Source organism: Shewanella putrefaciens, assembly GCF_016406305.1.
Lineage (GTDB): Bacteria > Pseudomonadota > Gammaproteobacteria > Enterobacterales > Shewanellaceae > Shewanella > Shewanella putrefaciens_C.
In genome coordinates this window covers 2,478,647-2,503,855 of the sequence record NZ_CP066369.1, presented here as the reverse complement: position 1 = coordinate 2,503,855, position 25,209 = coordinate 2,478,647, and the positions used below count along the sequence as shown (strand labels likewise).

The window sequence follows — 25,209 nt, the reverse complement described above, 5'->3', positions numbered from 1 at the left end:
TCAGAGGTTTATGCTTGGCTTTGTGAACGTATAATAGATTTTTGAGATGACAAAACGTTGATCGTTATCAAAGGTGAATGGATGAATGCTTTTTTAGTTTAAAAGTATGATCAAGATTGTATTGTGGGGGCGATAAATTCGATAATCTAAATCTAACTTTTAAAATTTAGATTTTATCTTAATTTATTTAGGAATTCTAAATTATAGAAATAAATTAATTAGGGATTAATCTGATGGCGATTCGTTATTTAAGCAACAAGGGTGCTTGGCTCCCTTGTTGCTTAGCACTTCACGATTAGATTTTTAACCCCACCATCAGTTGGTCCAGTTGCCCCGCGGTGGCTTGCAGTTCATCACATCCAGAAACCGATTGATTCGCTGACTGTTCAACATCATGGGATTGATTACGAATTTCCATCAAATTGGTGGCAATTTCGTTGGCTACCGCCGATTGTTCTTCCGCCGAGGTGGCAATTAATACGCTCATTTCGAAGACTTTATGACTATGGTGGGCAATATGTTCGAGATCGGTACCCGTTTGCAACACATGCTGTTTACCTTCGCTTGCTTGGCTCACCGTACGCGACATCACTTGCGTCAAGTTGCGGGCACCCAACTGCAGGGCTTCGATCATGGTTTTAATCTCGACCGTTGCGGCTTGGGTGCGGCCAGCAAGGGTTCTTACCTCATCGGCAACCACGGCAAAGCCTCGACCTTGTTCACCGGCGCGCGCCGCTTCAATGGCCGCATTGAGGGCGAGTAGGTTGGTTTGTTGTGAGATTGCGTTAATCGTGGATACCACTTCATCAATTTTACTGGCGTTTTCGTTGAGCACAGCGACTGCATCGGCGGCGTTGGAGATTTCATCCGATAACAGATCAATCGCCTTCACTGTGGTGTCTATGTCCTTGGACCCCGCGCTCACCTGTTGATTGGCCTCTTGGGTTTCGGCGGAGGATTGCTCGGCATTGCGCGCCACTTCTTTTACCGCCGCGGTCATTTCCTCCATGGCGGTCGCTAGGGAATCGAGGTGCTGGCGTTGGTTTACCGCGAGGGATTGTCCCTGCTGCGCCGTATTTCTAAATGAAGCAACGACTTCCCTAATTTTGCTGGTGGATTCGGCGATCTGCTTCACTAGGGTATGTTGACGTTCGACTAAGGTATCTATGCTGATGGCTAAGATACTGAACTCATCCTTCACCTCGAAGAAGTTTAAACGGCCAGTTAAATCTCCAGATGCGGCACGTTTTAACGCCATGACAGTAGTGTACAGTGCACCGCCGACAAAGGTCGAAATGTAATAACTGAATAAAAACAGTACAAATAGCAGTAGTGCCATGAGTCCATAAACCAGCCAATTGTCCTTGGCGAGTAGGGCATCAAGCTCCCGCTGATCGATGGGGATGATAGTGATCAGGTCTTGATCATTCACGCTGCTAATGGCCCTTAATGCCTTACCGCTAGTATCTACGCCGCCGCCACTGCGGGCGATGGACTGGGCCTTAGCGTCGGCGGAGGTGAGTGAGACAATACTGACATTACCTTGTAGATCACGTCTTAGCTGACCCTCGAGTGCCTGACGTTCTTGTTCGGCCGATTTTTCGTAAAGAAGGCCCGCCACTTGGTTTATTTTTTGTGACGAGCTTTGTAGTGTGGCTAGATGATTTTCGAGCTGTGTTTGTTGAAACTGATTATTAAGGAAAACCGCAAATCCCACCATCATCAACATGGGAACTAGGGCTAGAATGGCGAATTTGGTTTTTAAGGTCATGTGGATAAGATATTGATCTATCCAGCGAAATTTAACTTCTTTCATTAGCGCCTCGATAAATTGGGCTGAAACCGAATCTGTATCGGTCAGTTTGCCATAGACTTTATGTTTTTTGCTTTGTAAGCAGTTGCTTATATTATTGTTGTCCAATTGCAGTCTTTTTTGATGCATTTGCTGCAATGTCGGCAAGGTACAAGCCTGAGTTTACAGTTTAGTTACATTTGCTGCTAGTGGGGCGTAATAGGAAGATATTGGCGTAAAAAGCATCGGCTGGATCTAGGCATGAACAAAATGCGTTCTCCATTCAGGGGTAACACATGAATTTGCATGATAAAAACCCCCATTAAGCCCTAGTAATATGCCGCTCGCTCGCGTAAAATTTCTCTCCTTTTATTTCGTTATAGCTAGCAAAGCGTCTGGCATTAACGCCCGATAACCTGAGCACCCAAATAGCCTGAAAGTTTGGCGCCCATAGCACTTGTTTATCAAGCGCGACTATGCAGTGGAAGAGAAAATGCAGCAGTTAACTGAGATCGTAGAACAAGCCTTAGTCATTATTGACCAGGCCAGTGATCTAAAAGCACTGGATGATATCCGTGTCGATTACCTTGGTAAGAAAGGTAAGATCACCGACATGATGAAAATGATGGGTAGCTTAAGCCCTGAAGAAAAGCCCGCCTTTGGCCAAGCGGTCAATGATGCTAAACAGGCGATTCAACAAAAATTAACTGAGCGTATCGATGGTCTGAAGAGTTCGGAGCTGGAAGCTAAATTAATCGCCGAAAAGATTGATGTGACTTTGCCAGGCCGTACCATGGAAATCGGTGGCTTACATCCGGTGACGCGCACTATTGAGCGTATCGAAACCTTTTTCGGGGAATTAGGGTTTACGGTTAAGCAAGGGCCTGAAATTGAAGATGATTTCCACAATTTCGACGCGCTGAATATTTCCGAGCACCACCCAGCCCGTGCCGATCATGATACTTTTTATTTCAATCCTAAACTGATGCTGCGTACCCAAACCTCGGGCGTGCAAATCCGTACTATGGAAACTGAAAAACCACCACTGCGCATTATTTCTCCGGGCCGCGTTTATCGTAACGATTACGACCAAACCCACACGCCTATGTTCCACCAAGTGGAAGGGCTGTTGGTGGATGAGCATGTGAACTTTGCCGAGCTCAAGGGCATTTTGCATGACTTCCTGCGTAATTTCTTCGAAGAAGATCTGCAAGTGCGTTTCCGTCCATCTTACTTCCCCTTTACTGAACCTTCAGCGGAAGTGGACGTGATGGGCAAAAACGGCAAATGGTTAGAAGTGTTAGGTTGCGGCATGGTGCACCCTAATGTGCTGCGCAGTGTTGGCATAGATCCAGAAAAATACTCTGGTTTTGCTTTTGGTATGGGCGTTGAGCGTTTAACTATGTTGCGTTACGGCGTAAACGATTTACGTGCGTTTTTCGAAAACGACCTACGTTTCCTGAAGCAATTTAAATAACGGAGCTGTAATAGCATGAAATTTAGCGAATCTTGGCTTCGTGAATGGGTAAATCCTTCCGTTAGCCGTGAAGCATTATCCCACCAGATCACTATGGCTGGCCTCGAAGTTGATGGCGTAGATCCTGTTGCCGCCGATTTTAATGGCGTGGTGGTCGGTGAAGTCGTCGAATGTGCTCAGCACCCAGATGCAGACAAGCTGCGCGTGACTAAAGTCAGCGTGGGCACTGGCGAGCTTATCGATATCGTCTGCGGTGCACCAAACTGCCGTCAAGGTCTTAAAGTGGCCGTGGCTATGGTTGGCGCCGTATTACCCGGCGATTTCAAAATCAAGAAAGCCAAGCTGCGTGGCATGCCATCTGAAGGCATGTTGTGCTCCTACAGTGAGCTGGGTATTAACGTCGAAAGCGATGGCATTATCGAATTGCCATTGGACGCGCCACTAGGTACAGATTTACGTGAATATCTTAAGCTTGATGATGCGGTGATTGAAGTCGATTTGACCGCTAACCGCGCCGATTGCTTAGGCATGGCAGGTCTTGCCCGTGAAGTGGGCGTGTTAAATCGCCAAGCTGTGGTTGAGCCACAGTGGCAAGCGGTCACGCCAACGACAGAGGCTAAAGTTGCTATTAACGTAAAAGAAACCGCAGCTTGCCCGCGCTACTTAGGCCGTGTGGTTAAAAACGTTAATGTGAAAGCGCCAACGCCTTTATGGATGCAGGAAAAACTGCGCCGTAGCGGTATCCGCTCTATCGATCCTATCGTTGATATCACTAACTTTGTGTTGATTGAATTCGGTCAACCGATGCACGCCTTTGACTTAGCCAAATTATCTGGCGATATCCAAGTGCGTTTAGGCACGGGTGATGAGAAGATCACTCTGCTCGATGGCAGCGAAGTCACCATTCCAAACGATACGCTGGTGATTGCCGATGACGCGCGTCCATTAGCCCTTGCTGGCGTGTTTGGCGGCGAATACTCAGGCGTGAGCGACACCACCCAAGACATACTGCTTGAATGTGCCTTCTTCGCGCCGCTTGCCATTATGGGTAAGTCTCGCCGCTTAGGTTTGCACACAGATTCATCACACCGCTTTGAGCGTGGTGTTGACCCTGAGATGCAACATAAGGTTATGGACCGTGCGACTCGCTTAGTGCTCGATATCTGTGGCGGCGAAGCGGGCCCTGTGGTGGAAGCTAAATCGGACGCCGATTTACCAAAACCTGCACAAATTCTTTTACGTCGTAGCAAGTTAGATAAAATCCTTGGTCACCATGTACCCGATAGCGATGTCGCTGAAATCCTCGAGCGTTTAGGTTTTAGCGTAGTGGCAGGTGAGGGGAACTGGCAGGTGACCACCGCAACGTACCGCTTCGATATGGCGATTGAAGAAGACTTAATCGAAGAAGTGGCGCGTATTTACGGTTATAACAATATCCCGAATACGGCGCCGGTTGCTGCGCTGCGGATGTCAGATCACAAAGAATCTGACTTAAGCCTAAAACGCGTACGAGCCTTATTAGTCGCCCGCGGCTTCCAAGAAGCGGTGACATACAGCTTTGTCGATCCGAAATTGCAAAATCTGGTGCATCCAGGTGAGCAGGCTATGGTGTTACCCAACCCAATTTCCAGTGAAATGTCGGCCATGCGTTTGTCCATGTTCACCGGATTATTGACTGCCGTTGGTTACAACCAAAGTCGTCAACAGGGCCGTGTGAGACTTTTTGAAACTGGCCTGCGCTTTGTTCCTGATATCAATGCAGAATCCGGTGTAAGACAGCAAGCTATGCTCGCTTGCGTCATTACTGGGCTCCAAAATGACGAACATTGGGCTATGGAATCGAAAACTGTTGATTTTTTCGACCTTAAAGGTGATTTAGAAGCAATTATCGGCTTGACAGTTTCCGCATCAGAATTTAGCTTTAGAGTAGCGACACATTCTGCTCTCCATCCGGGGCAATGTGCTGAAATATTGAGAAATGATCGAGTGATCGGTCATATAGGTGCAATCCATCCTAGTTTGGAGAAGCCTTTTGGACTCAATGGTAAAACCATCGTTTTTGAGTTGGAATTGGATGCTTTATTGCATACCAGTTTACCGCTAGCCCAAGCTGTATCTAAGTTTCCAGCTAATCGTCGTGACATCGCAGTCGTAGTAGATGAGAGTGTATCTGCAGGCGATGTAATGAAAGTGATAAGAAAAGTTGGCGAAAATCAGTTGGTTGGCATAAACTTGTTCGATGTATACTTAGGTAAAGGTGTTGAGCCTGGCAAAAAGAGCCTAGCGATAGCACTTACATTACAAGACACTACTCGTACACTTGAGGAAAAAGAGATTGCTGAGACAGTTGAATCAGTTGTTTCCGCCCTTAAGGCCGAGTTCAACGCATCGTTGAGGGATTAAAGTATGGCACTTACCAAAGCCGAAATGGCAGAACATCTTTTTGAAACACTGGGAATGAACAAGCGTGTCGCCAAAGAGATGGTTGAGTCGTTCTTTGAAGAGATTCGAGGCGCACTTGAAAGTGGTGAGCAGGTCAAGTTATCTGGCTTTGGCAACTTTGACCTTAGGGACAAGAATCAAAGACCGGGAAGGAACCCAAAAACAGGCGAAGATATCCCTATTTCTGCTCGCCGTGTCGTGACGTTCCGTCCCGGCCAGAAGCTGAAAACCCGCGTAGAAGCCGCAAACACGGGTAAGTAATTTCGTTTGTTTGATGGGAAAGCCACTCCTTTGGGAGTGGCTTTCCTGTTTATTTTTTCGTGCAATATCTTCATTGTTTTTATCCACTGTCTGAGGTGAATTCTTTGTCAAGACAGCCCAAACATTTCGACCGTCGCTTTAAACTCGCCTTATTACACCCTAAATACTGGGCCACTTGGTTGGCGATTGGTCTATTAGTGATTTTCGGACTCATGCCCGCATGGCTGCGTGATCCCATTGCCAGACTATTGGCAAGATTAGTGATGCCGATTGCGAAAAAGCCGATAGGGATTGCGAGAGCAAATTTGAAGGCCTGTTTCCCGGAAAAATCCTCCACCGAGATTGAAAGCTTAATCCGCGAGAACGTACAAAACTTTGTCTTGGTGCTGTTGGCCCAAGGTGAGTTATTAGTGCGCTCGAAAGCGCATTTGCGCCGCAGGGTGAATCTTATCGGCTTTGAACATGTGAAAGCGGCGCAAGCGGCGGGCCAACCGGTGATTTTTATTATGCCCCATGTGTGGCCCATCGATTATGCCGGTTTACGCCTTAACCTCGAGTTACCTATGGTGACTATGGCTAAAGCCCATAAAAACGGGTTATTCAATTGGTTTAGCAATCGGGTGCGCAGTAGCTGCGGTGGCTATGTGTATATGCGTGAGGCGGGCATTCGAGCGTTATTGGCCGAGCTTAAGCGTAATAACAGCTTCTTTTATCTGCCCGATGAAGATTTAGGCCCTGAGCAAAGCGTATTTGCGCCATTTTTAGGTACAGTAAAGGCAACGCTCCCGGTCGTTGGGCGTTTAGCCCAGGCGGGCAATGCCCAAGTGCTGCCGGTGAAGATTGGTTACAATCAAGCGACACGGCAATTTGATCTCACCGTGATGGCGGCGGTTGCGCCTGAAGACATGGTGGGCAAAGAAAACGAGGCGTTAGCGCTGAACAAAGTGGTTGAGCAAGTTATCTTAGCTTACCCTGAGCAGTATATGTGGTTTCTAAGGGTCCTTAAGACGCGCCCTGAGGGTGAAGCCTCAATCTACCGTTAAGATGTGAGCTGGCCCGCTGATTGTGGCTTAAAATGGCTTTGAGTGCTAATGGCTTTGAACGTGAATGGTTTTGAACACAGATGGCTTTGAACAAGGAGTGCTCAAAGCCATTTTTATTTTGAGGGGCTTTCTTATTGGAGGTGCGATTTTAAGGAGATCGTGCTTTGTCGATAGTGCTTTCGTTAGCAATCTGGATTGCGGTCGATTAATCCTCGTTCTGTTCCATCTCAAGCTGCATCAGCAACATATCTTCGCCGTCGAGTACAACTGTGCGATAGCTTTGACACGCAGGGCAGACGACGGTACGTTCGCTCAGCACTGACTCGCTCTGGCAGTCATGGCAAAGTATCACTAAGGGCTGAATTTGCATGTTGAGCACAGCGTCACTGCATATACCATCGAGTTTAAAGGTATCGAAGGCCGTTTGTAACAGTGACGGCTCAACCCCGCTCATGACCCCAAGTTTAATCTCTACGCGGGTGATTTTGTTGGCTTGATTGGTCCTTGCATGTTGCTCGCATTGTTCAATCAAGGCACTGACAATAGAATATTCGTGCATTAACAAATCCTTGGCAGCAATTCACCTTGGGGTAAGTCCAAGTAACGTTTAGTATTCCATGGGGTTCTTAAGATCACTTTGCCCGGTAATTCGTCGCTAACAGTGCCGATAATCGCCGCGCTTTCGCAGTGGCCAAAACGCTGCATGATTTCCAATGCGCCAAGGGCGATATCGTTTGGAACGGCCAAGATAAAGGTGCCTTCATTGGCTAAATCCATCGGCTCAAAGCCATAGAGTTCGCATAGACCTTTGACTTCATCGCTGACGGGAATGCTCGCCTCATTGACTGTGATCCCCACATTAGACGCAGCGGCCCATTCGTTAAGCACCGCCGACAAGCCACCGCGGGTCGCATCACGCATCGCATGGATGGGAATATTGGCGGCGATCAATTGCTCGACCACGGGCCAGAGGGTGGCGCAGTCACTTTGAAGATTCGATTCTAGGGTTAATCCTTCACGTGCCATTAGGATGGCCGCGCCGTGGCAACCAATATCACGGGAAACAATAATGGCATCGTCCGCGGTGAGATTCGCCGCCGAAATATTGGGACGTAGGATACGACCAATACCGGAAGTATTGATAAACAAACCATCGGTGCAGCCCTTAGGCACGACTTTAGTGTCACCGCAGACAATCCGCGCCCCACAGTGTTTTAACTCTTTGGCCATACTGCGAACTATGGTGGTGAGATCATTGATAGAAAAGCCTTCTTCTATGATCACGCTGCAGCTTAAATACTGAGGTTCTGCCCCCATCATGGCGAGATCGTTGACTGTGCCTGCAATCGCCAGCTTGCCAATATCGCCGCCCGCAAAAAACAGTGGTGAGACAGTGAAGGAGTCCGTGGTAAAAGCGGTTGACCCGTGCAGATCCAGTTTAGCGGCATCTTCTTCGCTGCGAAGGATTGGGTTATCAAATTCGGCAAAAAACAGCTCACGGATCAGTTTATTCATCTCTTTACCGCCACCGCCGTGGCTGAGTTGGATGGATTTATCTTTTGGAGAATCAGCCATGGTGTGGCTCCTTGATATCGACACCTTGATAGCGGTAATAGGCATTGCAGGCTCCCTCAGAACTCACCATGCAGCTACCTAAGGGAGTTTCGGGATTACAGCCACGGCCAAAGACTTTGCAATCCTTAGGTTTTGCCAGTCCGCGGAGAATATCGCCGCATTGGCAGGCCTTATGATCATCGATTTCTTTGACGGGTAAGTAGTCTTTAAAACGCAGCTCGGCATCCCTATGGGTATATTCGGGCTTGAGTTGCAACGCCGAGTCGGGGATTGGCCCTAGGCCGCGCCAGCGAAATTGGGGTCTGATTTGAAAGGCTTCATTGACTTTGGCCTGGGCGGTGAGGTTTCCCTCCTCCGATACTGCGCGGCTGTACTGGATATCGAGCTCGGCTTTGCCTGCGGCTTTTTGGCGCACAATCCTCAGGATGGACTCCATCACATCCACGGGTTCAAAGCCTGCTACGACCACCGGTGTGCCATACTGCGCAACGGCGGGACGGTAAATTTTCGCGCCGCTTATTACGCTCACATGGGCGGGGCCGATAAAGGCATTGACCCTAGCATAAGGATCTTGCATCACGGCATCTATTGCAGGTGGCACTAATACATGATTGATATGAAAGAATAAGTTATCGAGTTTCTGCTGCTCGGCAAGCAGCAGCAGAATGGCTGTCATTGGGGTTGAGGTTTCAAAACCTATGGCGAAAAACACTACGGTTTTATCGGGATTGTCGCGGGCAATTTTTAAGGTATCGAGGGGATCGTAGATAGGCCGTATATCACAACCCTGGGCCCTAAAACTGGCAAGCGAGCCCTTAGAACCGGGGACGCGGATCATATCGCCTAGCGTCACTAAGATCACATTGGCTTGGGAGGCCAGCGCTGCCGCTTGGTCAATGCGCTCCTTGGGCATAATGCACACAGGGCAGCCCGGGCCATGGATAAACTCGATATTATCCGGCAGTAAATCCAACAGGCCGTATTTCATTATGGTGTGAGTATGGCCACCACACACTTCCATAATATTTATCTGTCCTTTGATCGATTTAGCCGTTTGTTGGATATCTTGGGCCAAGGTAGCGATAGTTTGGGGATCGCGAAAGCCTTGATAGAGGTGTTTTAGTTCGAGCATGCTCTTTCCTTGGTGCACTTTATTGGGTGCACGCCTTTCCTAATCCATAGGGTGCTGTTAAGTATTAGTGCACCATTTCGCTTTCGAGCTTTGTGACTATTTCTTGATATAACTCAAGGCTTTGCTTGGCATCTTCTTTGTCGATTTTGTTCATCACAAAGCCAATGTGAATAAGCACATAGTCACCAATTTCAAGGGGTTCTGTCATTAAATGGCTACTGACATCGCGGCGAACCCCTAAGGTATCGACGGTGACACTCTGACGCTCGGCATCAATGGCCACTACTTGGGATGGAATGGATAAGCACATTATTGTGCACCTCGAATATTGTCCTTAAGCCACAGGGCAACGGCCCGCATTGAATCGCCATCTTTAATTGAGACTTCAATGATTTGGGTATCAGGATTGAGTTTTTTAAGCTGGGCTCTGGCTTCATCCATCTTAAAATCAAAATAGGGCAGTAGATCGCACTTAGTGATAAAAACCACATCGGCGCGGCGGAACATTACCGGATATTTTTCAATCTTATCATCGCCTTCGGGCACTGAAAGCAGCACGATATTTTTATGGGTGCCAACATCGTAGCTCGCAGGGCAGACTAAATTTCCGACGTTTTCCACAAAACAGAGATCTAAACCTTCGAGGGGTAAGTGGTGCAGGGCGCCGTGGACCATAAAGGCGTCTAGGTGGCAGGCCGAGCCTGTTTGAATTTGATAGGCCTTAATGCCTTTAGCGATCAAGCGGTCGGCGTCGCGGGAGGTTTCTAAATCCCCTTCAATCACGGCATAGCAGAGCTTGGTATATTCTTTGAGGTGTTCTAAAAGCGTGGTTTTGCCGCTGCCAGGGCTACTCATTAAGTTAAAGGCGGTAATATTATGCGCCTCAAAATGGGCGCGGTTGTGGCCCGCCTCGACATCATTCTTATCTAAAATTTTATGGATCACAGACAAGGTTTTTTTGTCGTTTAACTGGGGATTTGTGTGTAATTCTTGGTGGGAATGGCCATGGTGGTGGCTATTCTCGTGTGCGTGCGCGCCGTGGTGATCATGCTCGTGGCGGGTAAGAGAGCAACCGCAGTCTTTACACATAATTTATCTCTCCTTGTCGAGGCCTGTGTTACCTGACACTGTTATTGCTTAGGTTAAAAACCGAGCGTTTATTTGGTTAAGCTAATGTTAAGTGTGATACAAATCCGCCAATGATTCTTTGATGTTCGTCAGGTTTATGGCGATAAAAAAACCGGGTGAATAGTAAGCTAATTCAGCTATTTTGATGTATCCCATACCAGAGTTGACCTAGGGCTATCCCGCCATCATTAATGGGGATGTGTTTGCTGGATAAGACTCGATTCCCCTGTCGATGGAGTTTGCTTAGGCAATATTCTAAGAGGTATTTATTTTGGAATACGCCGCCGCAGAGCACGGTTGGCAGCGGTTTGTACTTCGCAGCATAGTCACAGAGTGCATCGCCTAATGTGTGCAGGAAGGCGCGGGCGATGGCATCGCGTCTATGGTCCGTTAGTGGCTGCGCCGTGATCAATTCAACAACGTGTTTGAACATGTTACTGCTACACCACTGTTCGCCCTCAAGGGGTAAGTTGAGCTTAATAGTATCGAGGGACAAGGCATCGGCGCGATTCGCCGCGGCCTCTATCGCCATTCCGGCTTGGCCTTCAAACAAGGTAGTTTCTATCAGTCCTAAGGCGCAGGCGAGGGCATCGAACAGCCTTCCGGCCGATGAGCTTTTAAGTGCACTGCCGTTTTGCCAGATTTTATGCAGATTAATCAGGGTATTTGGGCTTAAACTTTTCAGTATCGGTAACGGCAGTGCTTGCACTTTATCGATACTCATTTGTTCAAATAGCAGCGCCACTAATAACCTGACCGGGTGCTTGATGGCCATCTCGCCACCGAGTAAGGCGATGGGCTCAAAGTGCGCCAGCCGTTCGGCCTTATCTAGGGTCGTTAATAGCACTTCGCCGCCCCATAAACTGCCATCGTCCCCAAGGCCTGTGCCATCGAAACTAAAGCCTAAAACGGGATCGCGATATTGGTTGATGGCCATCACACTCAGCACATGGGCATGGTGATGCTGCAGCGCTAAACAGGGGATTTGCTTGGTTTCTGTTTGCATTTCTGCCCAGCGTGAGGGGGCATAATCTGGATGTTTATCCCGCAGAATAAGATTGGGTGCAAACTGATACAAGCGGGTGAAGGTGGCTAAGGTGCGTTCAAAATAGTGCTCGGCGCTGACGCTGAACAGATCGCCAATGTGGGGACTTAAAAACACATTGCTGCCAAAACCAAAGGCGACGGCATTTTTTTGCTGTGCCCCCACGGCAAGGAATGAACGCGTGAGTGGCGCATCCAAGGGGAAACTCAGCGGCGCATAACCTCGGGCGAGACGCAGTACCTGCACCTCTGCCGGTAATGAATGCGGTTCTATAATCTGCACAACACTGTCGTCACAGCCATTTAGTATGGGCCTGTTATGGTCGACTATCGCATCCACAACATGGCTTAAGTGGCTGATAAGCTCAGCACAATTAGTGATAATCGGCTCGCCCGACACATTGGCGCTGGTGGCGACCAAGGGGCCATTGAAGCGGCTTAGGAGCAAATGGTGCAGTGGGGTGTAGGGCAAAAATACCCCGAGTTTATTCAGATTGGGCGCGACAGCTAAGCTAAGATCATGCTCTGCTCGGCTACTCATCAACACTATGGGGCGCTCCTGGGAGCTAAGCACTTGCCATTCAGCGTCTGAGCCTGTGACATAACGTTTGGCCATGTCGATATCGGCCATCATCACCGCCAGTGGCTTAGCTTGGCGCTGTTTGCGCTGGCGCAGTGTGTTGACGGCTTGCGTGTTTCTGGCATCGCAGACTAAGTGAAATCCACCTAGGCCCTTGATCGCTAAAATTTGCCCTTGCTTTAGCCTAGCTGCTGCGGCTTGAAGCACCGCAATATCCGTACTTAAGTCTGCGCCCTCGTCTTGAATACCCTCTTCTTGAATACATTGGCCTTGGGGCGTTTTTAAACTGAGTCTGGGGCCGCAGACTGGGCAACTGACGGGCTGGGCGTGATAGCGGCGATCCAGTGGATCATGGTAGGCCTTAGCGCAGTCAGGGCACATCTTGAAGTTCGCCATCGAGGTATTGTGGCGATCATAGGGTAAGGCATTGATGATAGTGTATCTTGGGCCGCAGTTGGTGCAGTTGGTAAAGGCATAGCCAAAGTGGCGATCCTTTGGATTATGCATATCCGCTAAACACTCTTGGCAGGTGCTTTTATCCGCCGAAACGGCCACCAGCGCTGTGAGATTATCCTGCTCGCTGGCATCGCTTTGAATGATTTCAAAGCCAGTTTCGCCTAGGACTAAGGGCAGTGACGTGTGGATAACATTATCAATCCGTGCCAGTGGCGGCGGTGTGTTTGTTAAGGTCGCTATAAACGCCTGCAGATCGTTCTGGCTACCTTGCAGTTCTATGGTCACGCCGTTGGCATTGTTGAGCACTGTGCCCGTCAGTCGATACGTCTTGGCATAGCGATAGACGAAGGGGCGAAATCCCACCCCTTGCACTATGCCGGTGATTTGGAGTTTACAGCGGGCGCTGGCTGCCCTATGGGCAAGATCTTCTACTATCAATTCTCGCTTTGCCTATGGGTTATCTAAGGTGTTTCTGCGGCCGCTTAACCTTGTTCATTGAGTTTACGCTGCTTAACATAGAGTGCACCTACGGCTAAGTTATCGCCGTCTAAGTCTAGGCTGCGATTGACCACCAATGGGAAGTTTTTGCCTAAGCGTAAGCTGATACGTCTACACAGGGTTTCATTGACTAAGTCATTACCCGCGAGGGCGATATTGTGCACGCCGATATTTAAATCGATATGCTCTAGCCAGTTAGCGAGGTAGTCGGCAAGAGAGTCCTGCATGGCGAAGGCGAGTTGGCTTGGATCATCATTACCCGCGACCCGAAAACTTAACACTGTGCCTAGGGTTTTACACCAATTAAGGCTGCGGTGGGCCTCACCTTTGGTGAGCGGATAGTCGATACGCGGGGCATTGGCACCGTGGTAACGCATGGCCGCAGCCATGAGTGCATCGCTTAAGCTTGCTTGACTTTGGGTCTCTTCGTGCTTGTTAAGACCAATTAAAATGGCGGCAATGGCCCATAGACTTTGCAAGTTGTCACGCCTGCCATGGAGTTTTAAGCTTAAGAGTTTTAAATAGTCTTCGGGGAACAAGCTCTTAAACTTTTGCGCTACGGCTTTTTGCGGGCTGCTGTCCAGTTGATGGAAGATTTCGTAACCATTATCGGGCAGCGTGGGCAGGGCGAAGAAGAGTTCGGTATCGCCCTTATTATCGCAGGTGACAATTTGGCTGGGATGGCTATGGCTTAGGTAGATCACGGCGGCATTTTTTGCTTGTTTTTGCGTGGTGAACTTGCCATTTAACAAGGCGGCGAATAAGGCTGCATCTGTGATGCTGTGATCTTCTGCATTCGCTAGATGGTCAATGCCCGTTTCGTCCTTCGCCGAAGAGTCAAGGTGAACTGTGAGTGTACCTTGGTGTGAACGCGATTTTTTTATGGCTTGCCATTGGGCCTTAAATCCTAAAAATGAGATCTCATCCCTGAGTGGCTCAGGGGCGGTGAATTGCTTGGCGATTGCGGGTAAATCATGGCTCGTTAACTGTGCCCAAGCCCCATCGACCCACGCCAGTTTTGGCCTATTATGCTGGCCTTGGATATAAACCCAATCGACGCCTTTTTGCCGTAATACTTCGGCGAGCACTAAGATCACCCGGCTGTAGGCAAAACAAATCTCGTACAGCGGCGCGCTGAGTTTATCGTGTTCTTGTGTTGGCCTGGCGCAGATAAGCGGTTTTTCAATACTGGAAAGCGCGAGCACTTGGGCATCGTTCAGGCAAAAATGGGCGTTTAGGGTATTGGGATTACAGATTAACAGCTGTGGCCGCTCGCCTAAGGGCGGCTCAAACGGCGTCAGACTCAGTTGCAGATTATCGGCAGCCGCTAATGTCAGTGGGCCCTGTGTGAGCAGCCCCTGCGCCATGGCTTTAATATCTGACAAGGTTAAGGCTTTTTGCGCTGGGGTTAATTGCATTTCGCCATGGCAGCAGGGGCAGACTAAATCTAGAGCGCCAAATTTGGCCGACTGATTATCGCCAATTAACGGGTAACATTGCTGACAAAAAGGCGCTATGGCGTGATTTTCTTCGGATTGCGAATAGGGTAATAAGGTTTTGCTGCCTTGAGGCTCATCGATGACACTAATGCCTGAATCAATCAGCCAAGTGGAAATCAAAAAGTCAGCGGCAATGGCATCGGCTAACGGTTCGAGTTGCGCCTGTTCGCCCTTGGCTTCAATAAAATAGGTTATCGGCCCTAAATCATCTTGGCCAAGGTGAGGCTGAGTCTCACAACCTATGGTGATATTCAGCGCATCGTAATTTAGGTATTGATTACATAAATGCGCATACAAAGGCACCTGACGTGAGCAGGTAAAATCAAATCTGATGTTTTTCATCTATATACTTTCACCAATAGTGACGCCACGTTTATAAGAGTTTGGGATCAGCGAATCGATACTGTGTTCGGCAATGCGTGTCGCAGTGAATCCAAGGGAGGCTAAGTGGGACAACAAGGTTTTTTCCATTAAGGGGACGGCAGCGGCGACTTTAGGGGTCAGGCCGAGTACCATAGGTTCGAGCACGGTTGGGGTGACGCCCAGCACAAAGGTCTTAGGCCTATCGCCGACCATTTCCATCATATTGAGGGTTTGCAGCATTTCCACTTCATGGGCACTGCCTTGCCAGTCGATTTCCTGTGGTGCCTTATCAAAATCGAAGAAGTAAACTTCACCGGGCTCTACGCCATTGGCGTTGACAGTATCGACCACGATTAAGTAATCGTATTGGCAAATAATCGGAATGAGCCCCTGGGCCAAGGTGCCGCCATCGAGCAACTCGAGCTGGTGTGACTCATGGGTAAACTGATAATTATCAGCAATGTAATTGACAAAATGTACGCCGATACCTTCATCGGCGTACAGGACATTGCCAATACCGAGTAGCAATACCTTCATTGGACTCCTAGTGATGTGAGTCTGGCTTCGGATAGTCGTAGCCAGAGACAATTGAGTCGACCGAGTTATGTTTGAAGCGTATCCCTGACCAAACCGCCATATAGACGTGGATAACCACAAAGATAACAAATGCCCAGGTGAGGTAGTGGTGCCAAATCCTAACCTGTGCCAGTCCGCCCATTTGTGCTGTAATCCAAGCTGCGCCGCCCCAAAGCATGCCACCTAAACCTTGGTGATACACATTGGCGTACAGTACTAGACCCGTTATACATATCACGAGAGCGACCAGTGAGATTGCTACATAAGTCACAAATTGCAATGGTCCATAGACACCCGCTTTATGTAAGTGTCCCATCCAAATGTAGGATTTCAGTTGTGTGATCCAACTTTTCACGCTCATCACATCGCGAAATGAGCGTCGCTCAATATCACTGCGACTGAAAAAATACAGGTAGAATCTCGCCAAGGTGATTGCGGTTAAGATAAAACCGCAGATCACATGGGCAAAACGTATCCAGCCTTGTACCAGCACATCTGTGCTCTCGGGCGCCACAAGAAACGGCCAAGCAATATAGAAGCCAGTGACGACGAGCACGAGAATCGATAGTGCCCGTAACCAGTGGAAAATCCGTATTGCCGGACTAAAAACCAGTGTCCGAATGCGGGTTGCAGAATGGTTCATTTTGCGTTCCCTCCCTCGTTTATTGGCCATTGGGACTGACACGGAACTCGCTCAATGCTTGACCTTTATAGTCCATCACGTGTACAGAACACGCCATACAAGGGTCGAATGAGTGAATAATACGTATCACCTCAAGGGGTTTGGTTGGATCTTCCAGTTTTAAGCCAATCAGTGACGCTTCATAGGGGCCTATCTTTCCGTTGGCATCCACAGGTCCTGCGTTCCAGGTAGTAGGCACAACGGCTTGGTAGTTTTCAATGACCCCATTCTTAATGCGGATCCAGTGGCTTAACATGCCCCGTGGTGCCTCAATCATGGCGTGGCCGACATACTCTTTGCTTGGGTCGATATCCGACTTCACATAGGTTGCTTCATCGGACTGAATATTTGTCAGCAGTGCATCGAAGGTTCTTAACCCTTCTTGGGCGACGATAACCGTCTGTAGCATCCGCGCTGCGGTGCGGCCTAAGGTGGTAAACAGGGCTTCAACGGGTAAACCCGTGCGGGCGAGCAGGGCATTAACCGAGTCCACCACTACTTTATTACCGCGGGCATAACTCACCAAGAGGCAGGCTAATGGGCCCACTTCGACGGGTTCACCTTGGTAGCGGGGTGATTTAACCCAAGAGTATTTACCGTCACCATCTAAGGTTGGCAGTTTGCCGTAGACGGTATCGCGTTCAATAAAACCTGTGTAGTTCGGGATCGTCGTACCATCGTAGGGGTGCTGCGGCGCATCGGCGGTATACCAAGCATGGCTGACGTCTTCGGCGATAAGTTCAGGATTAACATCGCTGACACCGGCAAGGTCGCCGTTCATGATCACGCCTTGATTGAACATGTATTCGCCGTTGGCTAATACAAAATCATCGGTCGCCATAAAGTTTTTCACATTCACGCCGCCAAGCACACTTGGCTCAGTACCAAAGGCTTCGGCCGCCATTACGATATCGGCTTGATAGGCGCGCAGGATAAAGTCAGTCACGGTTGCGTGTTTTTGCTTCCATTCCTGCAGGCGAGCAGGGCTTAACATGTCACGCACCGAAGTCACACCACCGACGACTAAGGATTGTGGATGCGGTTGTTTACCACCAAAAATTGCCAGCATTTCTGCAGCAACCCGTTGAACTTCTAGGGCTTTTAGGTAGTGTGATAGGGCAATTAGGTTTTGCTCTGGGGTAAATTTATAGGTGCCATTGCCCCAATAGGCATTGGCAAATGGCCCCAATTTACCGGTTTCGACAAAGCCTTTGACTCTTTCTTGCACCGCTCGTAATTCACCTTCACCGGCGGCGATAGGTTTATCCGTATACTTAAGTGCCACTTGTGCGGCTTTAGCAGGATCGGCGCTCAGTGCTGATACGACATCCACCCAATCTAAGCCATGTAGATGGTAGAAATGCACTATATGGTCATGCATGTATAAGGAGGTTTGCATCAATGAACGTAAGTATTTAGCGTTCAAAGGGATTTGAATACCGAGTGCATTCTCAACCGCCTCAGTACCACAGCGGTAGTGGGAATAGGTACATACGCCACAAATTCGCTGCACAATCAGGCCGACATCCATAGGGGTACGCCCCTTGAGGATGACTTCGATACCGCGCCAAAGAGTAGAAGATGACCAAGCCTTGTTGATGACGTTATTTTCATCAACTTCAACTTCGATACGTAAGTGACCCTCGATACGTGTGATAGGGTCGATAACAACGCGCTTGCTCATGGGTTATTCCTCCAGCGGCTTGGCAAAAATACTGGCAACGGCATGGGCTCCAATACCCACGACAGTCGCGCCTAAAATCACCGCACCAACAGTGTCTGCGGTAGCATCCAATCCATGGAGGAGTTGACGGCCAAGGGGTTTTTCAAAGTCGGCCATATCATCCCAGAAGTTAGGCTCTGAGCAGCCCATACAGCCGTGGCCCGCTAACACTGGCCAACTTGTGTGGTGGTTAAAGCGCTCCGTCGGACAGTTGTTATAGGTGTAAGGTCCTTTACAACCTACTTTATAGAGGCAGTAACCTTCTTTTGCGCCGTGATCGCCAAATTCTTCAACGAATTCACCGGCATCGAAGCGACCACGACGTTCACAGTTATCGTGTACCCGTGCGCCGTAAGCCCACTTAGGTCGGTTAAACATATCCAGCGCAGGCAACTTGCCGAACATGATGAAGTACATCAAAGTGCCAACGATATTCTTTTCACTCGGTGGGCAACCGCCTAAGTTAATCACGGGTTTACTGATCACTTCGTGCACTCCCTTAGCCCCGGTGGGGTTAGGGTAGGCGGCCTGTACTCCACCGAAGGAGGCGCAGGTACCAACGGAGATAATGGCTGCGGCGCCATCGGCGGCATGTTTGATAATTTCTAAACCTGTGTGGCCTTTACAGCCTACGGTCAAGAAACTGCCGTTATTGGCGGTCGGAATCGCCCCTTCAACGGCCAATAGATAACGGCCCTTGTAGGTTTCTAATGCGTGCTCGAGGTTTTCTTCCGCTTGCCAACCCGCTGCTGCCATTAAGGTTTCGTGGTATTCCAAGGAAATATGGTCGAAGATCAACGAATCTAAGTTGGGCGTATCGGCGCGGACTAGGGATTCAGAGCAGCCTGTACATTCGGCCATATGTAACCAAATTAAGGGGACTCGGTCGGCTAATTCGGCGGCCTCTGCGACTAAATTACTAAAGGGCAGTGGTAATGCGAGCATGCCCGTCACCATCGCACTCCACTTCATAAAATCACGGCGGCTAATGCCGTGTTGTTGCATTTTCTCAATCAATGATTGTTGTTGACGGGGAGCGAATTGGCGCAGTGCATCTAAGCGCGCCTTTCCCTGTTCATATAGGGCTGCATGTGTGTCCATGGGTCAACCTTTTTGTTATTTAAATGTAAATTGCTAAGGGTTTACATAATTGACTCTGTCAGTTTAGGCCGCCAGACTGTAAAGATTCTTGATGTATATCAAGAATTTTTAAGAGATGTGATAGAACTGATTTTGACATTTAATTAACATGACCCAGATCTAATTTCACTTTTCCTGGTAGGACAAAATGTCCCATTTTTTAACAAAATGCTGGCGCAGTTCATTTTGTAAGCAACTGATATCTGTGGAAGAACCACTCGCGTTAGCATAGCTTTTCTTTTTTCAGTTTAAGAAAACCTTAAGATTCGGTTAATAGATTCACACTCAACAGAGAAAGGTGGATTTCCTATGAGAAAACGATGGTTGTTATTAGCATTGCTGGCTGTTGGAGCCCATGGCGCTCCCTCCCTCGATCACCAAGTCTTTAACGCACAAAATCAAGTGACCCCGTTGAGCGAATTTAAGGGCAAGGTTGTATACGTTGATTTTTGGGCCTCTTGGTGTGGCCCTTGTCGTAAGTCCTTCCCTTGGATGAATGCAATGCAGCAAAAGTATGGGGACCAAGGCTTAGCCGTGGTTGCTATTAACCTCGATACCGACAAAGCCCTAGCCGATGAGTTTTTAAAGCAAGTTCCTGCCCAATTTACGGTGCGCTTTAATCCCGAAGGCGATGTCGCCCGTAGCTTTGATTTAATGGGGATGCCCAGCAGTTTTATGTTCAATCGTCAGGGACAGTTAGTGAACAGTCATGTCGGCTTTTACAGTGATAATGAAGCCGAATATGAGCAAGAACTTATCAGCCTATTGAAGGAGTAATGTATGGGAAAACCTCTCTTTATCGCCATGGCCTTGATTGTTGGCTTAAGTGGTTGTTCAAGCTTAGGTGTTGAGCCTTGGGAGAAGGGCCAATTGGCTCGCAGTGATATGGCGCTTGACAGTGAAAAACTCGATCTGGCCCTCGATGATCATATCTATTTCAGCAAAGAAGGCAGTAGCGGTGGCCGAGCCTTCGCCGGTGGTGGTTGTGGTTGTAACTGAGTTTTCCTTGGGTATTTGCCTTGGATACCTTCTCGAACGGTATAGCACGATTGCTATAACTCGCTCGATGTGAGCATCCATAGGGGCGAAATCCCGCGGTATTGCATAGAGATAAGTGACCTACAGGTGTTGTCAGCTATGGCTAAAAATAACAATCAAATAAATGTAATACCGTCTAAGCAGATCGCCGGCGCCTTAGCCTTAGCGAGTTGCGGTCTGTTTGCCAGCAGTGGCCATGCCACTGAAATAGCGAAAAAAGTCGACGATTGGAAAGTCGATGCGGCGCTGATGTACTACGGTGAGCAGGATAGAGTACAGGCCATTGAGGCCATAGGTACGGCACAAAAAGCCTTTGGCGATGACAGTGTGCTGGATCTTAAACTCGTTGTAGACAGTTTAACCGGAGCCTCGGCATCGGGCGCTGTCGCCCAAAGTTCGAGTCAAACGTTTACCCGTCCATCGGGCAATGGGCAATATACAGTGGCAGCGGGCGATACGCCGCTCGATGACACTTTCCATGATACCCGGGTGCAAGCCAATGTGAATTGGACCCAAGTGTTAAACCCAGATTGGAAAGTCAATGCTGGGGTGTATGGTTCAAAGGAATTTGACTATATGTCTATGGGGCTCAATGCCAGTATCGAGCGCGGGTTTAATAAGGATAATACGACGTTATTTCTCGGTACTGCCTACAGCTTCGATGTGGTCGATCCCGTTGGCGGACGCCCTGTGAGTTTATCCTCTATGGTCATTCGCGATGATTTCACTACTGAAGAAGCCTACCGCGCCGCATTCGATGCGACCCGTCAAAGCGGCAGTGATGATAAGCAGACCGCCGATATCATGTTAGGCATCACTCAAGTGTTAAATCAACGTTGGCTGTTGCAGGCCAATTACGGTTTATCCAGTGTTAACGGCTATTTAACCGATCCCTACAAAGTCCTCAGTGTGGTGGATAACAACGGCTTGACTCAGGATATCGTCTACGAGAATCGCCCCGATTCCCGTTTAAAGCACAGTTTTTATGTGATGACTAAAGGCGCCTTAGACTCGGGCGTCGTGGATTTCTCTTATCGCTACAATACCGATGACTGGGATTTAACCTCACATACCCTAGAGACCCATTACCGTTATTACTTTAGCGGCAGCTTCTATGGTCAACTGCATTTACGTTATTACCAGCAAAGTGCAGTGAACTTTTATCAGCCCTTCTTGATGGCCGATACCCCCATGCCCGAGTTTGCCAGTGCCGATTATCGTATTGGCGATATGAGCGCATACACTCTTGGCGTAAAGTTTGGGCATCGTTTGGCGGGTGGGCACGAAATGTCCTACCGTTTGGAATACTATCAACAGGACCCCAAAAACAATGGCACGGCTATCCCTGGGGAGCTGCAAAACTATGATCTCTTCCCGACTCAAAAAGCGATAACCGCGCAATTTAGTTATTCTTTTTAATTTGCTCAATATGTTGGCTGTAGGCATTGAGGATAGCTTAATGGCGGTTAAGCTATCCCTATTCGCACCATACTTAAGTTATTCGCTGAGTGATATGATTGCCAGAGTGAAAGATAGAACGGTCAATCTAAAGAGGTGATTACATGTTAATGACATCGTCCCCTGTGGCTGTGCCTTATACTTTGTCACGCCGCGAATGGGGTTATGTCGGTGAGTTTCGCGCTATGGCGAGTCCCTGCGAGCTCCTTATCGCCACCGATGAGCAACATATTGCCGATAAAATGCTCGAGATGGCGGTCACTGAGGTGCGGCGAATAGAACAAAAATACAGCCGTTTCATCACCAACAATTATCTATGGCAATTGAACCAGGCCCAAGGCCAGAGGCAAGCGATAGATGAAGAAACCTGGCAGCTACTCTCCTTTGCAAAACAATGCTTTGAGTTAAGTGAAGGGTTGTTTGATATTTCGGCAGGCCCTTTGATGCAGCTTTGGCGTTTTGATCCCAATGCCACACTCCCCGCACATCAAGATATTATCCGCGCTAAAGCCCTAGTGGGCTTTGGTCGCATTGAATTTAACGCCCATGGGTTAATTATGCCCGCCGGAATGCAGCTCGATTTTGGTGGCATTGCAAAGGAATATGCTGTCGATAGCGTCGCTTATCGTTTCGCCGAACGTTATCCGGGTCTCTCGGTATTAGTTAATTTTGGGGGGGATATTGCTTGTCCCATCGCCAAGTCAACGCCGTGGCAGGTGGGAATAGAAGATCCACATCACCTTGACCATGCGGCTAAGGTTCTTGCTATTAGTCAGGGCGCGTTGGCGACGAGCGGGGATACTCGACGTTTTATTGAGGTCGATGGCCAGCGTTATGGCCATATTATCGATCCACGCACTGGTTATCCTGTGGTCGGTGCGCCGCGCTCGGTGACTGTGCTTGGGCCCAATTGTGTCACTGCGGGAATGCTCGCCACTATGGCCATGTTGCAGGGGATAAATGCCGAGATATTTTTAGAGCAACAGTCTGTTCAATATAGTATTTTTCGATAAGGCATCATTAATGCGTATTATGTTAGTGGAAGACAATGAGTTGCTGGCCCAGGGCATTTGTTTGAGCCTCGCTAAGCTTGGCATGCAGGTGGATCACTTAAGCAGCTATCAACAGGCATTAGTGGGCATCAAAAATGAAAGCTTTAGTGCCATAGTGCTAGATCTAGGCCTGCCCGATGGCAACGGTAAAGAATTGCTTAAGATCTGGCGCCAACAGGGGGTCTCAATTCCGACCATAGTGCTGACCGCCAATACCGATTTTGATACTAAGCTCGAGTGTTTAGACATAGGCGCCGATGATTACCTTGGCAAACCCTTCGATGTGCGCGAGTTGGCCGCGCGCATTCGCGCCATCGTTAGGCGCCAGCATGGTTTGGATCATAATAGCTTGATTATTGGCGCACTTTGCATCGACCTATCCACCCGTGAAGTCACCTTTCGCGATCAGAGTGTCCTGCTGTCAAGGCGTGAATTCCAGTTGTTGCTCGAGCTTGCCCAGTCCGCTGGGCGCGTATTGACCCGCAGCCAGTTGGAGCAACTGACCTACGGTTGGGACGAAGTGGGTAGTAATTCGATAGAAGTCCATATTCATCACCTGCGTAAAAAGCTCGCAAACGATTTGATTAAGACAGTGCGCGGTATAGGTTATACCTTGATTGAGTTGAATTAGTCTGATGCTCGACTAAATTAACTCAAGGATTTGAGTGACAACCCCTGCGTTTCTCGGTATTCAGTAACATACCGAAACGACGGGGATATTTGATTGAATCGATTAAAGGGTCTGGACTTGTATTCATTACGTTTATTGCTCACTTTGTTGATGCTCTCGGGGATCTCTGTGTCGGTCGGGATTTCTAGCTGGCTCAGTACCCGGGATTCTACGCATCAAATTGAAGAGCTATTCGACGCGCAGATGTTACAAACGGCTAAAATACTTGAACTTTTTTATCAGAACGAGGCCGACCTTTCGAGACCGAACCTTGGGCCGCAAATTCTACATGTGCCCGATAGTCAAGTGAGCACCTTCGCCGAGAAAGCCGATGCATTGAAACTGGCCTATGAACATAAACTCGCTTTTCAGATCTGGAGTGAGGCGGGGCAAGCCATAGTGTTATCCGATAATATTGGCCGCCAGCCGATCACTGAGCTGGTGCAGGGCTACCATAAAAAAGTGTTTGAGGGAGAGCTTTGGCATGTCTTTAGCTTTTTTTCGACTAAAAATCGGGTGTGGATTGTTACCGCCCAGCAGGATGACGTGCGCCAAGAATTAGTGTCACAGATAATGCATAATGCCGTCGTCGTGCCATTAATTGTTGTGCCACTGACCCTCATCATAGTGAGTCTGTTGTTTTATATCCTCTTTCGACCACTGAAAGCGTTTGAGCGGGAATTGATCCAGAGAACGCCAAACGATCTGACACCGTTAACTATGCCATTGCCAAAGGAATTAGTGCCTGTGCGCCGGGCACTTAACCAATATATCACCAGTATTGCGCGCTTTATTGCCCGGGAGCGGCGTTTTAGCGCCGATGCGGCCCATGAACTGAAAACCCCACTGTCGGTGATTAAGTTACATCAACATGGTTTAGAGACATTAGTGGGAGACGATCCGCAGCTGCGTATTCACTTGGCTGCTATTGATGCGGGCGTAGTGCATATGAGCCATACCGTTGAACAGCTATTGGTTTTGGCGCGGGTAGATTCTATCGATGAACTGAATGTGCAATCCCATGCACTCTTACCTATGGTGGAAGATGCACTGAATCAGTTAATGCCTCAAATCACCGATTATCAATGGGATATCAATATAGACTCCGATTTTTATGTAAAGTGTGATCGATTTTATTTGCTGCTAGTGCTGAAGAATATTATCGAAAATGCCTGTAAATACAGTCCAATAGAATCTGAAATTCAACTATCGGCCCACTCAGTTGCCGCGGGCGTAGAGATTTGTATTAGCGATCAAGGGCAGGGGATGACACCCGAACAAATTGCCAGTGCTACCGAGCGTTTTTATCGCGTGAATGAAAATGAAGGCGTCGGTGCAGGACTTGGGCTTTCTATCTGCCACCATATTATTGAGTTGCACCAAGGGCGCTTACAGCTTCAGCCTCGCCAGCAAGGGGGATTAACTGTCTCTATTTTTCTGCCGCAGTAATTATGGTTCACAGTATTTCCCGTACTCAATTCCGCGTATTTAGAGTATTCACGGTATTTGTGGGTGCAGTTGCAGCGGTTTGATAAGCACTGTTGCAGCGGTTTGATAAGGACGGGAGCAAGCGGTATTTG

22 protein-coding genes are annotated in these 25,209 nt (G+C 48.6%); 10 read left to right on the top strand and 12 right to left on the bottom strand.

Annotated elements, in window-relative coordinates; all coding sequences use genetic code 11:
• Positions 1 to 295 precede the first annotated feature (295 nt).
• Positions 296 to 1,816: a methyl-accepting chemotaxis protein gene (locus JFT56_RS10860; protein ID WP_198783554.1), complete on the bottom strand. Its 1,521-nt coding sequence runs from the start codon at positions 1,814 to 1,816 to the stop codon at positions 296 to 298.
• A 469-nt stretch (positions 1,817 to 2,285) separates the two neighbouring features.
• On the opposite strand from JFT56_RS10860, the gene pheS reads away from it, so the two are divergent.
• The 4 genes from pheS (at position 2,286) to lpxM (ending at position 7,015) form a co-directional block, all read left to right on the top strand.
• Entirely contained in the window at positions 2,286 to 3,269 is a 984-nt protein-coding gene (gene pheS / locus JFT56_RS10855) for a phenylalanine--tRNA ligase subunit alpha (RefSeq protein ID WP_198780123.1), read from the top strand.
• Between the two features lie 15 nt (positions 3,270 to 3,284).
• Positions 3,285 to 5,672, top strand: coding sequence for a phenylalanine--tRNA ligase subunit beta (pheT, locus tag JFT56_RS10850; RefSeq protein WP_198780122.1), 2,388 nt, complete (start codon positions 3,285 to 3,287; stop codon positions 5,670 to 5,672).
• A gap of 3 nt (positions 5,673 to 5,675) precedes the next feature.
• On the top strand, positions 5,676 to 5,972 hold the full coding sequence (ihfA, locus tag JFT56_RS10845; RefSeq protein ID WP_006081370.1) for an integration host factor subunit alpha: 297 nt from the start codon (positions 5,676 to 5,678) through the stop codon (positions 5,970 to 5,972).
• A 104-nt stretch (positions 5,973 to 6,076) separates the two neighbouring features.
• Complete coding sequence (gene lpxM, locus JFT56_RS10840) at positions 6,077 to 7,015, top strand: lauroyl-Kdo(2)-lipid IV(A) myristoyltransferase (RefSeq protein ID WP_198780121.1); 939 nt, start codon at positions 6,077 to 6,079, stop codon at positions 7,013 to 7,015.
• Between the two features lie 205 nt (positions 7,016 to 7,220).
• Here lpxM and hypA read toward each other — a convergent pair whose 3' ends face one another.
• The 11 genes from hypA to hyaA form a co-directional block, all read right to left on the bottom strand.
• A complete protein-coding gene (gene hypA / locus JFT56_RS10835) occupies positions 7,221 to 7,574 on the bottom strand; it encodes a hydrogenase/urease nickel incorporation protein HypA (protein WP_198780120.1) in 354 nt (117 codons plus the stop codon).
• The gene (gene hypE, locus JFT56_RS10830) at positions 7,574 to 8,590 is read right to left on the bottom strand and encodes a hydrogenase expression/formation protein HypE (protein ID WP_198780119.1); all 1,017 of its coding nucleotides are present in this window, start codon (positions 8,588 to 8,590) and stop codon (positions 7,574 to 7,576) included. The genes hypA and hypE overlap by 1 nt, the downstream gene beginning before the upstream one ends.
• Positions 8,583 to 9,722: a hydrogenase formation protein HypD gene (gene hypD / locus JFT56_RS10825; protein WP_198780118.1), complete on the bottom strand. Its 1,140-nt coding sequence runs from the start codon at positions 9,720 to 9,722 to the stop codon at positions 8,583 to 8,585. The genes hypE and hypD overlap by 8 nt, the downstream gene beginning before the upstream one ends.
• A gap of 64 nt (positions 9,723 to 9,786) precedes the next feature.
• Positions 9,787 to 10,032, bottom strand: coding sequence for a HypC/HybG/HupF family hydrogenase formation chaperone (locus tag JFT56_RS10820; protein ID WP_198780117.1), 246 nt, complete (start codon positions 10,030 to 10,032; stop codon positions 9,787 to 9,789).
• On the bottom strand, positions 10,032 to 10,811 hold the full coding sequence (gene hypB / locus JFT56_RS10815; RefSeq protein WP_198780116.1) for a hydrogenase nickel incorporation protein HypB: 780 nt from the start codon (positions 10,809 to 10,811) through the stop codon (positions 10,032 to 10,034). The genes JFT56_RS10820 and hypB overlap by 1 nt, the downstream gene beginning before the upstream one ends.
• Before the next feature lie 172 nt (positions 10,812 to 10,983).
• Positions 10,984 to 13,365 carry a carbamoyltransferase HypF gene (hypF, locus tag JFT56_RS10810; RefSeq protein WP_420136025.1) on the bottom strand — a complete coding sequence of 794 codons (2,382 nt, stop codon included), beginning with the start codon at positions 13,363 to 13,365 and terminating at the stop codon, positions 10,984 to 10,986.
• A gap of 47 nt (positions 13,366 to 13,412) precedes the next feature.
• Positions 13,413 to 15,269 (bottom strand): NiFe hydrogenase, encoded by a 1,857-nt coding sequence (locus JFT56_RS10805; RefSeq protein WP_198780114.1) that lies wholly within the window; start codon positions 15,267 to 15,269, stop codon positions 13,413 to 13,415.
• Complete coding sequence (locus JFT56_RS10800; RefSeq protein ID WP_198780113.1) at positions 15,270 to 15,827, bottom strand: HyaD/HybD family hydrogenase maturation endopeptidase; 558 nt, start codon at positions 15,825 to 15,827, stop codon at positions 15,270 to 15,272.
• 7 nt (positions 15,828 to 15,834) lie between these two features.
• Positions 15,835 to 16,509 carry a Ni/Fe-hydrogenase, b-type cytochrome subunit gene (gene cybH, locus JFT56_RS10795; protein WP_198780112.1) on the bottom strand — a complete coding sequence of 225 codons (675 nt, stop codon included), beginning with the start codon at positions 16,507 to 16,509 and terminating at the stop codon, positions 15,835 to 15,837.
• Positions 16,510 to 16,528: 19 nt separating this feature from the next.
• Complete coding sequence (gene hyaB / locus JFT56_RS10790; protein WP_198780111.1) at positions 16,529 to 18,232, bottom strand: nickel-dependent hydrogenase large subunit; 1,704 nt, start codon at positions 18,230 to 18,232, stop codon at positions 16,529 to 16,531.
• Positions 18,233 to 18,235: 3 nt separating this feature from the next.
• Positions 18,236 to 19,372: a nickel-dependent hydrogenase small subunit gene (gene hyaA / locus JFT56_RS10785; protein WP_198780110.1), complete on the bottom strand. Its 1,137-nt coding sequence runs from the start codon at positions 19,370 to 19,372 to the stop codon at positions 18,236 to 18,238.
• 348 nt (positions 19,373 to 19,720) lie between these two features.
• Between hyaA and JFT56_RS10780 the strand changes: the two genes are divergently transcribed.
• The 6 genes from JFT56_RS10780 to JFT56_RS10755 all read left to right on the top strand — a co-directional run bounded on the left by JFT56_RS10780 (position 19,721) and on the right by JFT56_RS10755 (position 25,078).
• Positions 19,721 to 20,188 (top strand): TlpA family protein disulfide reductase, encoded by a 468-nt coding sequence (locus tag JFT56_RS10780; protein ID WP_198780109.1) that lies wholly within the window; start codon positions 19,721 to 19,723, stop codon positions 20,186 to 20,188.
• Between the two features lie 3 nt (positions 20,189 to 20,191).
• Positions 20,192 to 20,410 (top strand): DUF4266 domain-containing protein, encoded by a 219-nt coding sequence (locus JFT56_RS10775; RefSeq protein ID WP_198780108.1) that lies wholly within the window; start codon positions 20,192 to 20,194, stop codon positions 20,408 to 20,410.
• Between the two features lie 138 nt (positions 20,411 to 20,548).
• Positions 20,549 to 21,868, top strand: coding sequence for a DUF3570 domain-containing protein (locus JFT56_RS10770; RefSeq protein WP_198780107.1), 1,320 nt, complete (start codon positions 20,549 to 20,551; stop codon positions 21,866 to 21,868).
• A gap of 143 nt (positions 21,869 to 22,011) precedes the next feature.
• Positions 22,012 to 22,920 (top strand): FAD:protein FMN transferase, encoded by a 909-nt coding sequence (locus JFT56_RS10765; protein ID WP_198780106.1) that lies wholly within the window; start codon positions 22,012 to 22,014, stop codon positions 22,918 to 22,920.
• Positions 22,921 to 22,930: 10 nt separating this feature from the next.
• Complete coding sequence (locus tag JFT56_RS10760) at positions 22,931 to 23,590, top strand: response regulator transcription factor (RefSeq protein WP_198780105.1); 660 nt, start codon at positions 22,931 to 22,933, stop codon at positions 23,588 to 23,590.
• 93 nt (positions 23,591 to 23,683) lie between these two features.
• Entirely contained in the window at positions 23,684 to 25,078 is a 1,395-nt protein-coding gene (locus JFT56_RS10755) for a sensor histidine kinase (RefSeq protein ID WP_198780104.1), read from the top strand.
• Positions 25,079 to 25,209: the final 131 nt, after the last annotated feature.

Bases quoted from the DNA above. Each gene is read 5' to 3' on its own strand.
- hyaB (WP_198780111.1), bottom strand. From the start codon at position 18,232: ATGAGCAAGCGCGTTGTTATCGACCCTATCACACGTATCGAGGGTCAC.
- JFT56_RS10760 (WP_198780105.1), top strand. From the start codon at position 22,931: ATGCGTATTATGTTAGTGGAAGACAATGAGTTGCTGGCCCAGGGCATT.
- pheT (WP_198780122.1), top strand. From the start codon at position 3,285: ATGAAATTTAGCGAATCTTGGCTTCGTGAATGGGTAAATCCTTCCGTT.
- hypE (WP_198780119.1), bottom strand. From the start codon at position 8,590: ATGGCTGATTCTCCAAAAGATAAATCCATCCAACTCAGCCACGGCGGT.
- hyaA (WP_198780110.1), bottom strand. From the start codon at position 19,372: ATGGACACACATGCAGCCCTATATGAACAGGGAAAGGCGCGCTTAGAT.
- hypA (WP_198780120.1), bottom strand. From the start codon at position 7,574: ATGCACGAATATTCTATTGTCAGTGCCTTGATTGAACAATGCGAGCAA.
- JFT56_RS10765 (WP_198780106.1), top strand. From the start codon at position 22,012: ATGTTAATGACATCGTCCCCTGTGGCTGTGCCTTATACTTTGTCACGC.
- ihfA (WP_006081370.1), top strand. From the start codon at position 5,676: ATGGCACTTACCAAAGCCGAAATGGCAGAACATCTTTTTGAAACACTG.
- JFT56_RS10800 (WP_198780113.1), bottom strand. From the start codon at position 15,827: ATGAAGGTATTGCTACTCGGTATTGGCAATGTCCTGTACGCCGATGAA.
- JFT56_RS10780 (WP_198780109.1), top strand. From the start codon at position 19,721: ATGAGAAAACGATGGTTGTTATTAGCATTGCTGGCTGTTGGAGCCCAT.
- JFT56_RS10860 (WP_198783554.1), bottom strand. From the start codon at position 1,816: ATGAAAGAAGTTAAATTTCGCTGGATAGATCAATATCTTATCCACATG.
- JFT56_RS10770 (WP_198780107.1), top strand. From the start codon at position 20,549: ATGGCTAAAAATAACAATCAAATAAATGTAATACCGTCTAAGCAGATC.
- hypB (WP_198780116.1), bottom strand. From the start codon at position 10,811: ATGTGTAAAGACTGCGGTTGCTCTCTTACCCGCCACGAGCATGATCAC.
- JFT56_RS10805 (WP_198780114.1), bottom strand. From the start codon at position 15,269: ATGAAAAACATCAGATTTGATTTTACCTGCTCACGTCAGGTGCCTTTG.
- cybH (WP_198780112.1), bottom strand. From the start codon at position 16,509: ATGAACCATTCTGCAACCCGCATTCGGACACTGGTTTTTAGTCCGGCA.
- JFT56_RS10775 (WP_198780108.1), top strand. From the start codon at position 20,192: ATGGGAAAACCTCTCTTTATCGCCATGGCCTTGATTGTTGGCTTAAGT.
- hypD (WP_198780118.1), bottom strand. From the start codon at position 9,722: ATGCTCGAACTAAAACACCTCTATCAAGGCTTTCGCGATCCCCAAACT.
- pheS (WP_198780123.1), top strand. From the start codon at position 2,286: ATGCAGCAGTTAACTGAGATCGTAGAACAAGCCTTAGTCATTATTGAC.
- JFT56_RS10820 (WP_198780117.1), bottom strand. From the start codon at position 10,032: ATGTGCTTATCCATTCCATCCCAAGTAGTGGCCATTGATGCCGAGCGT.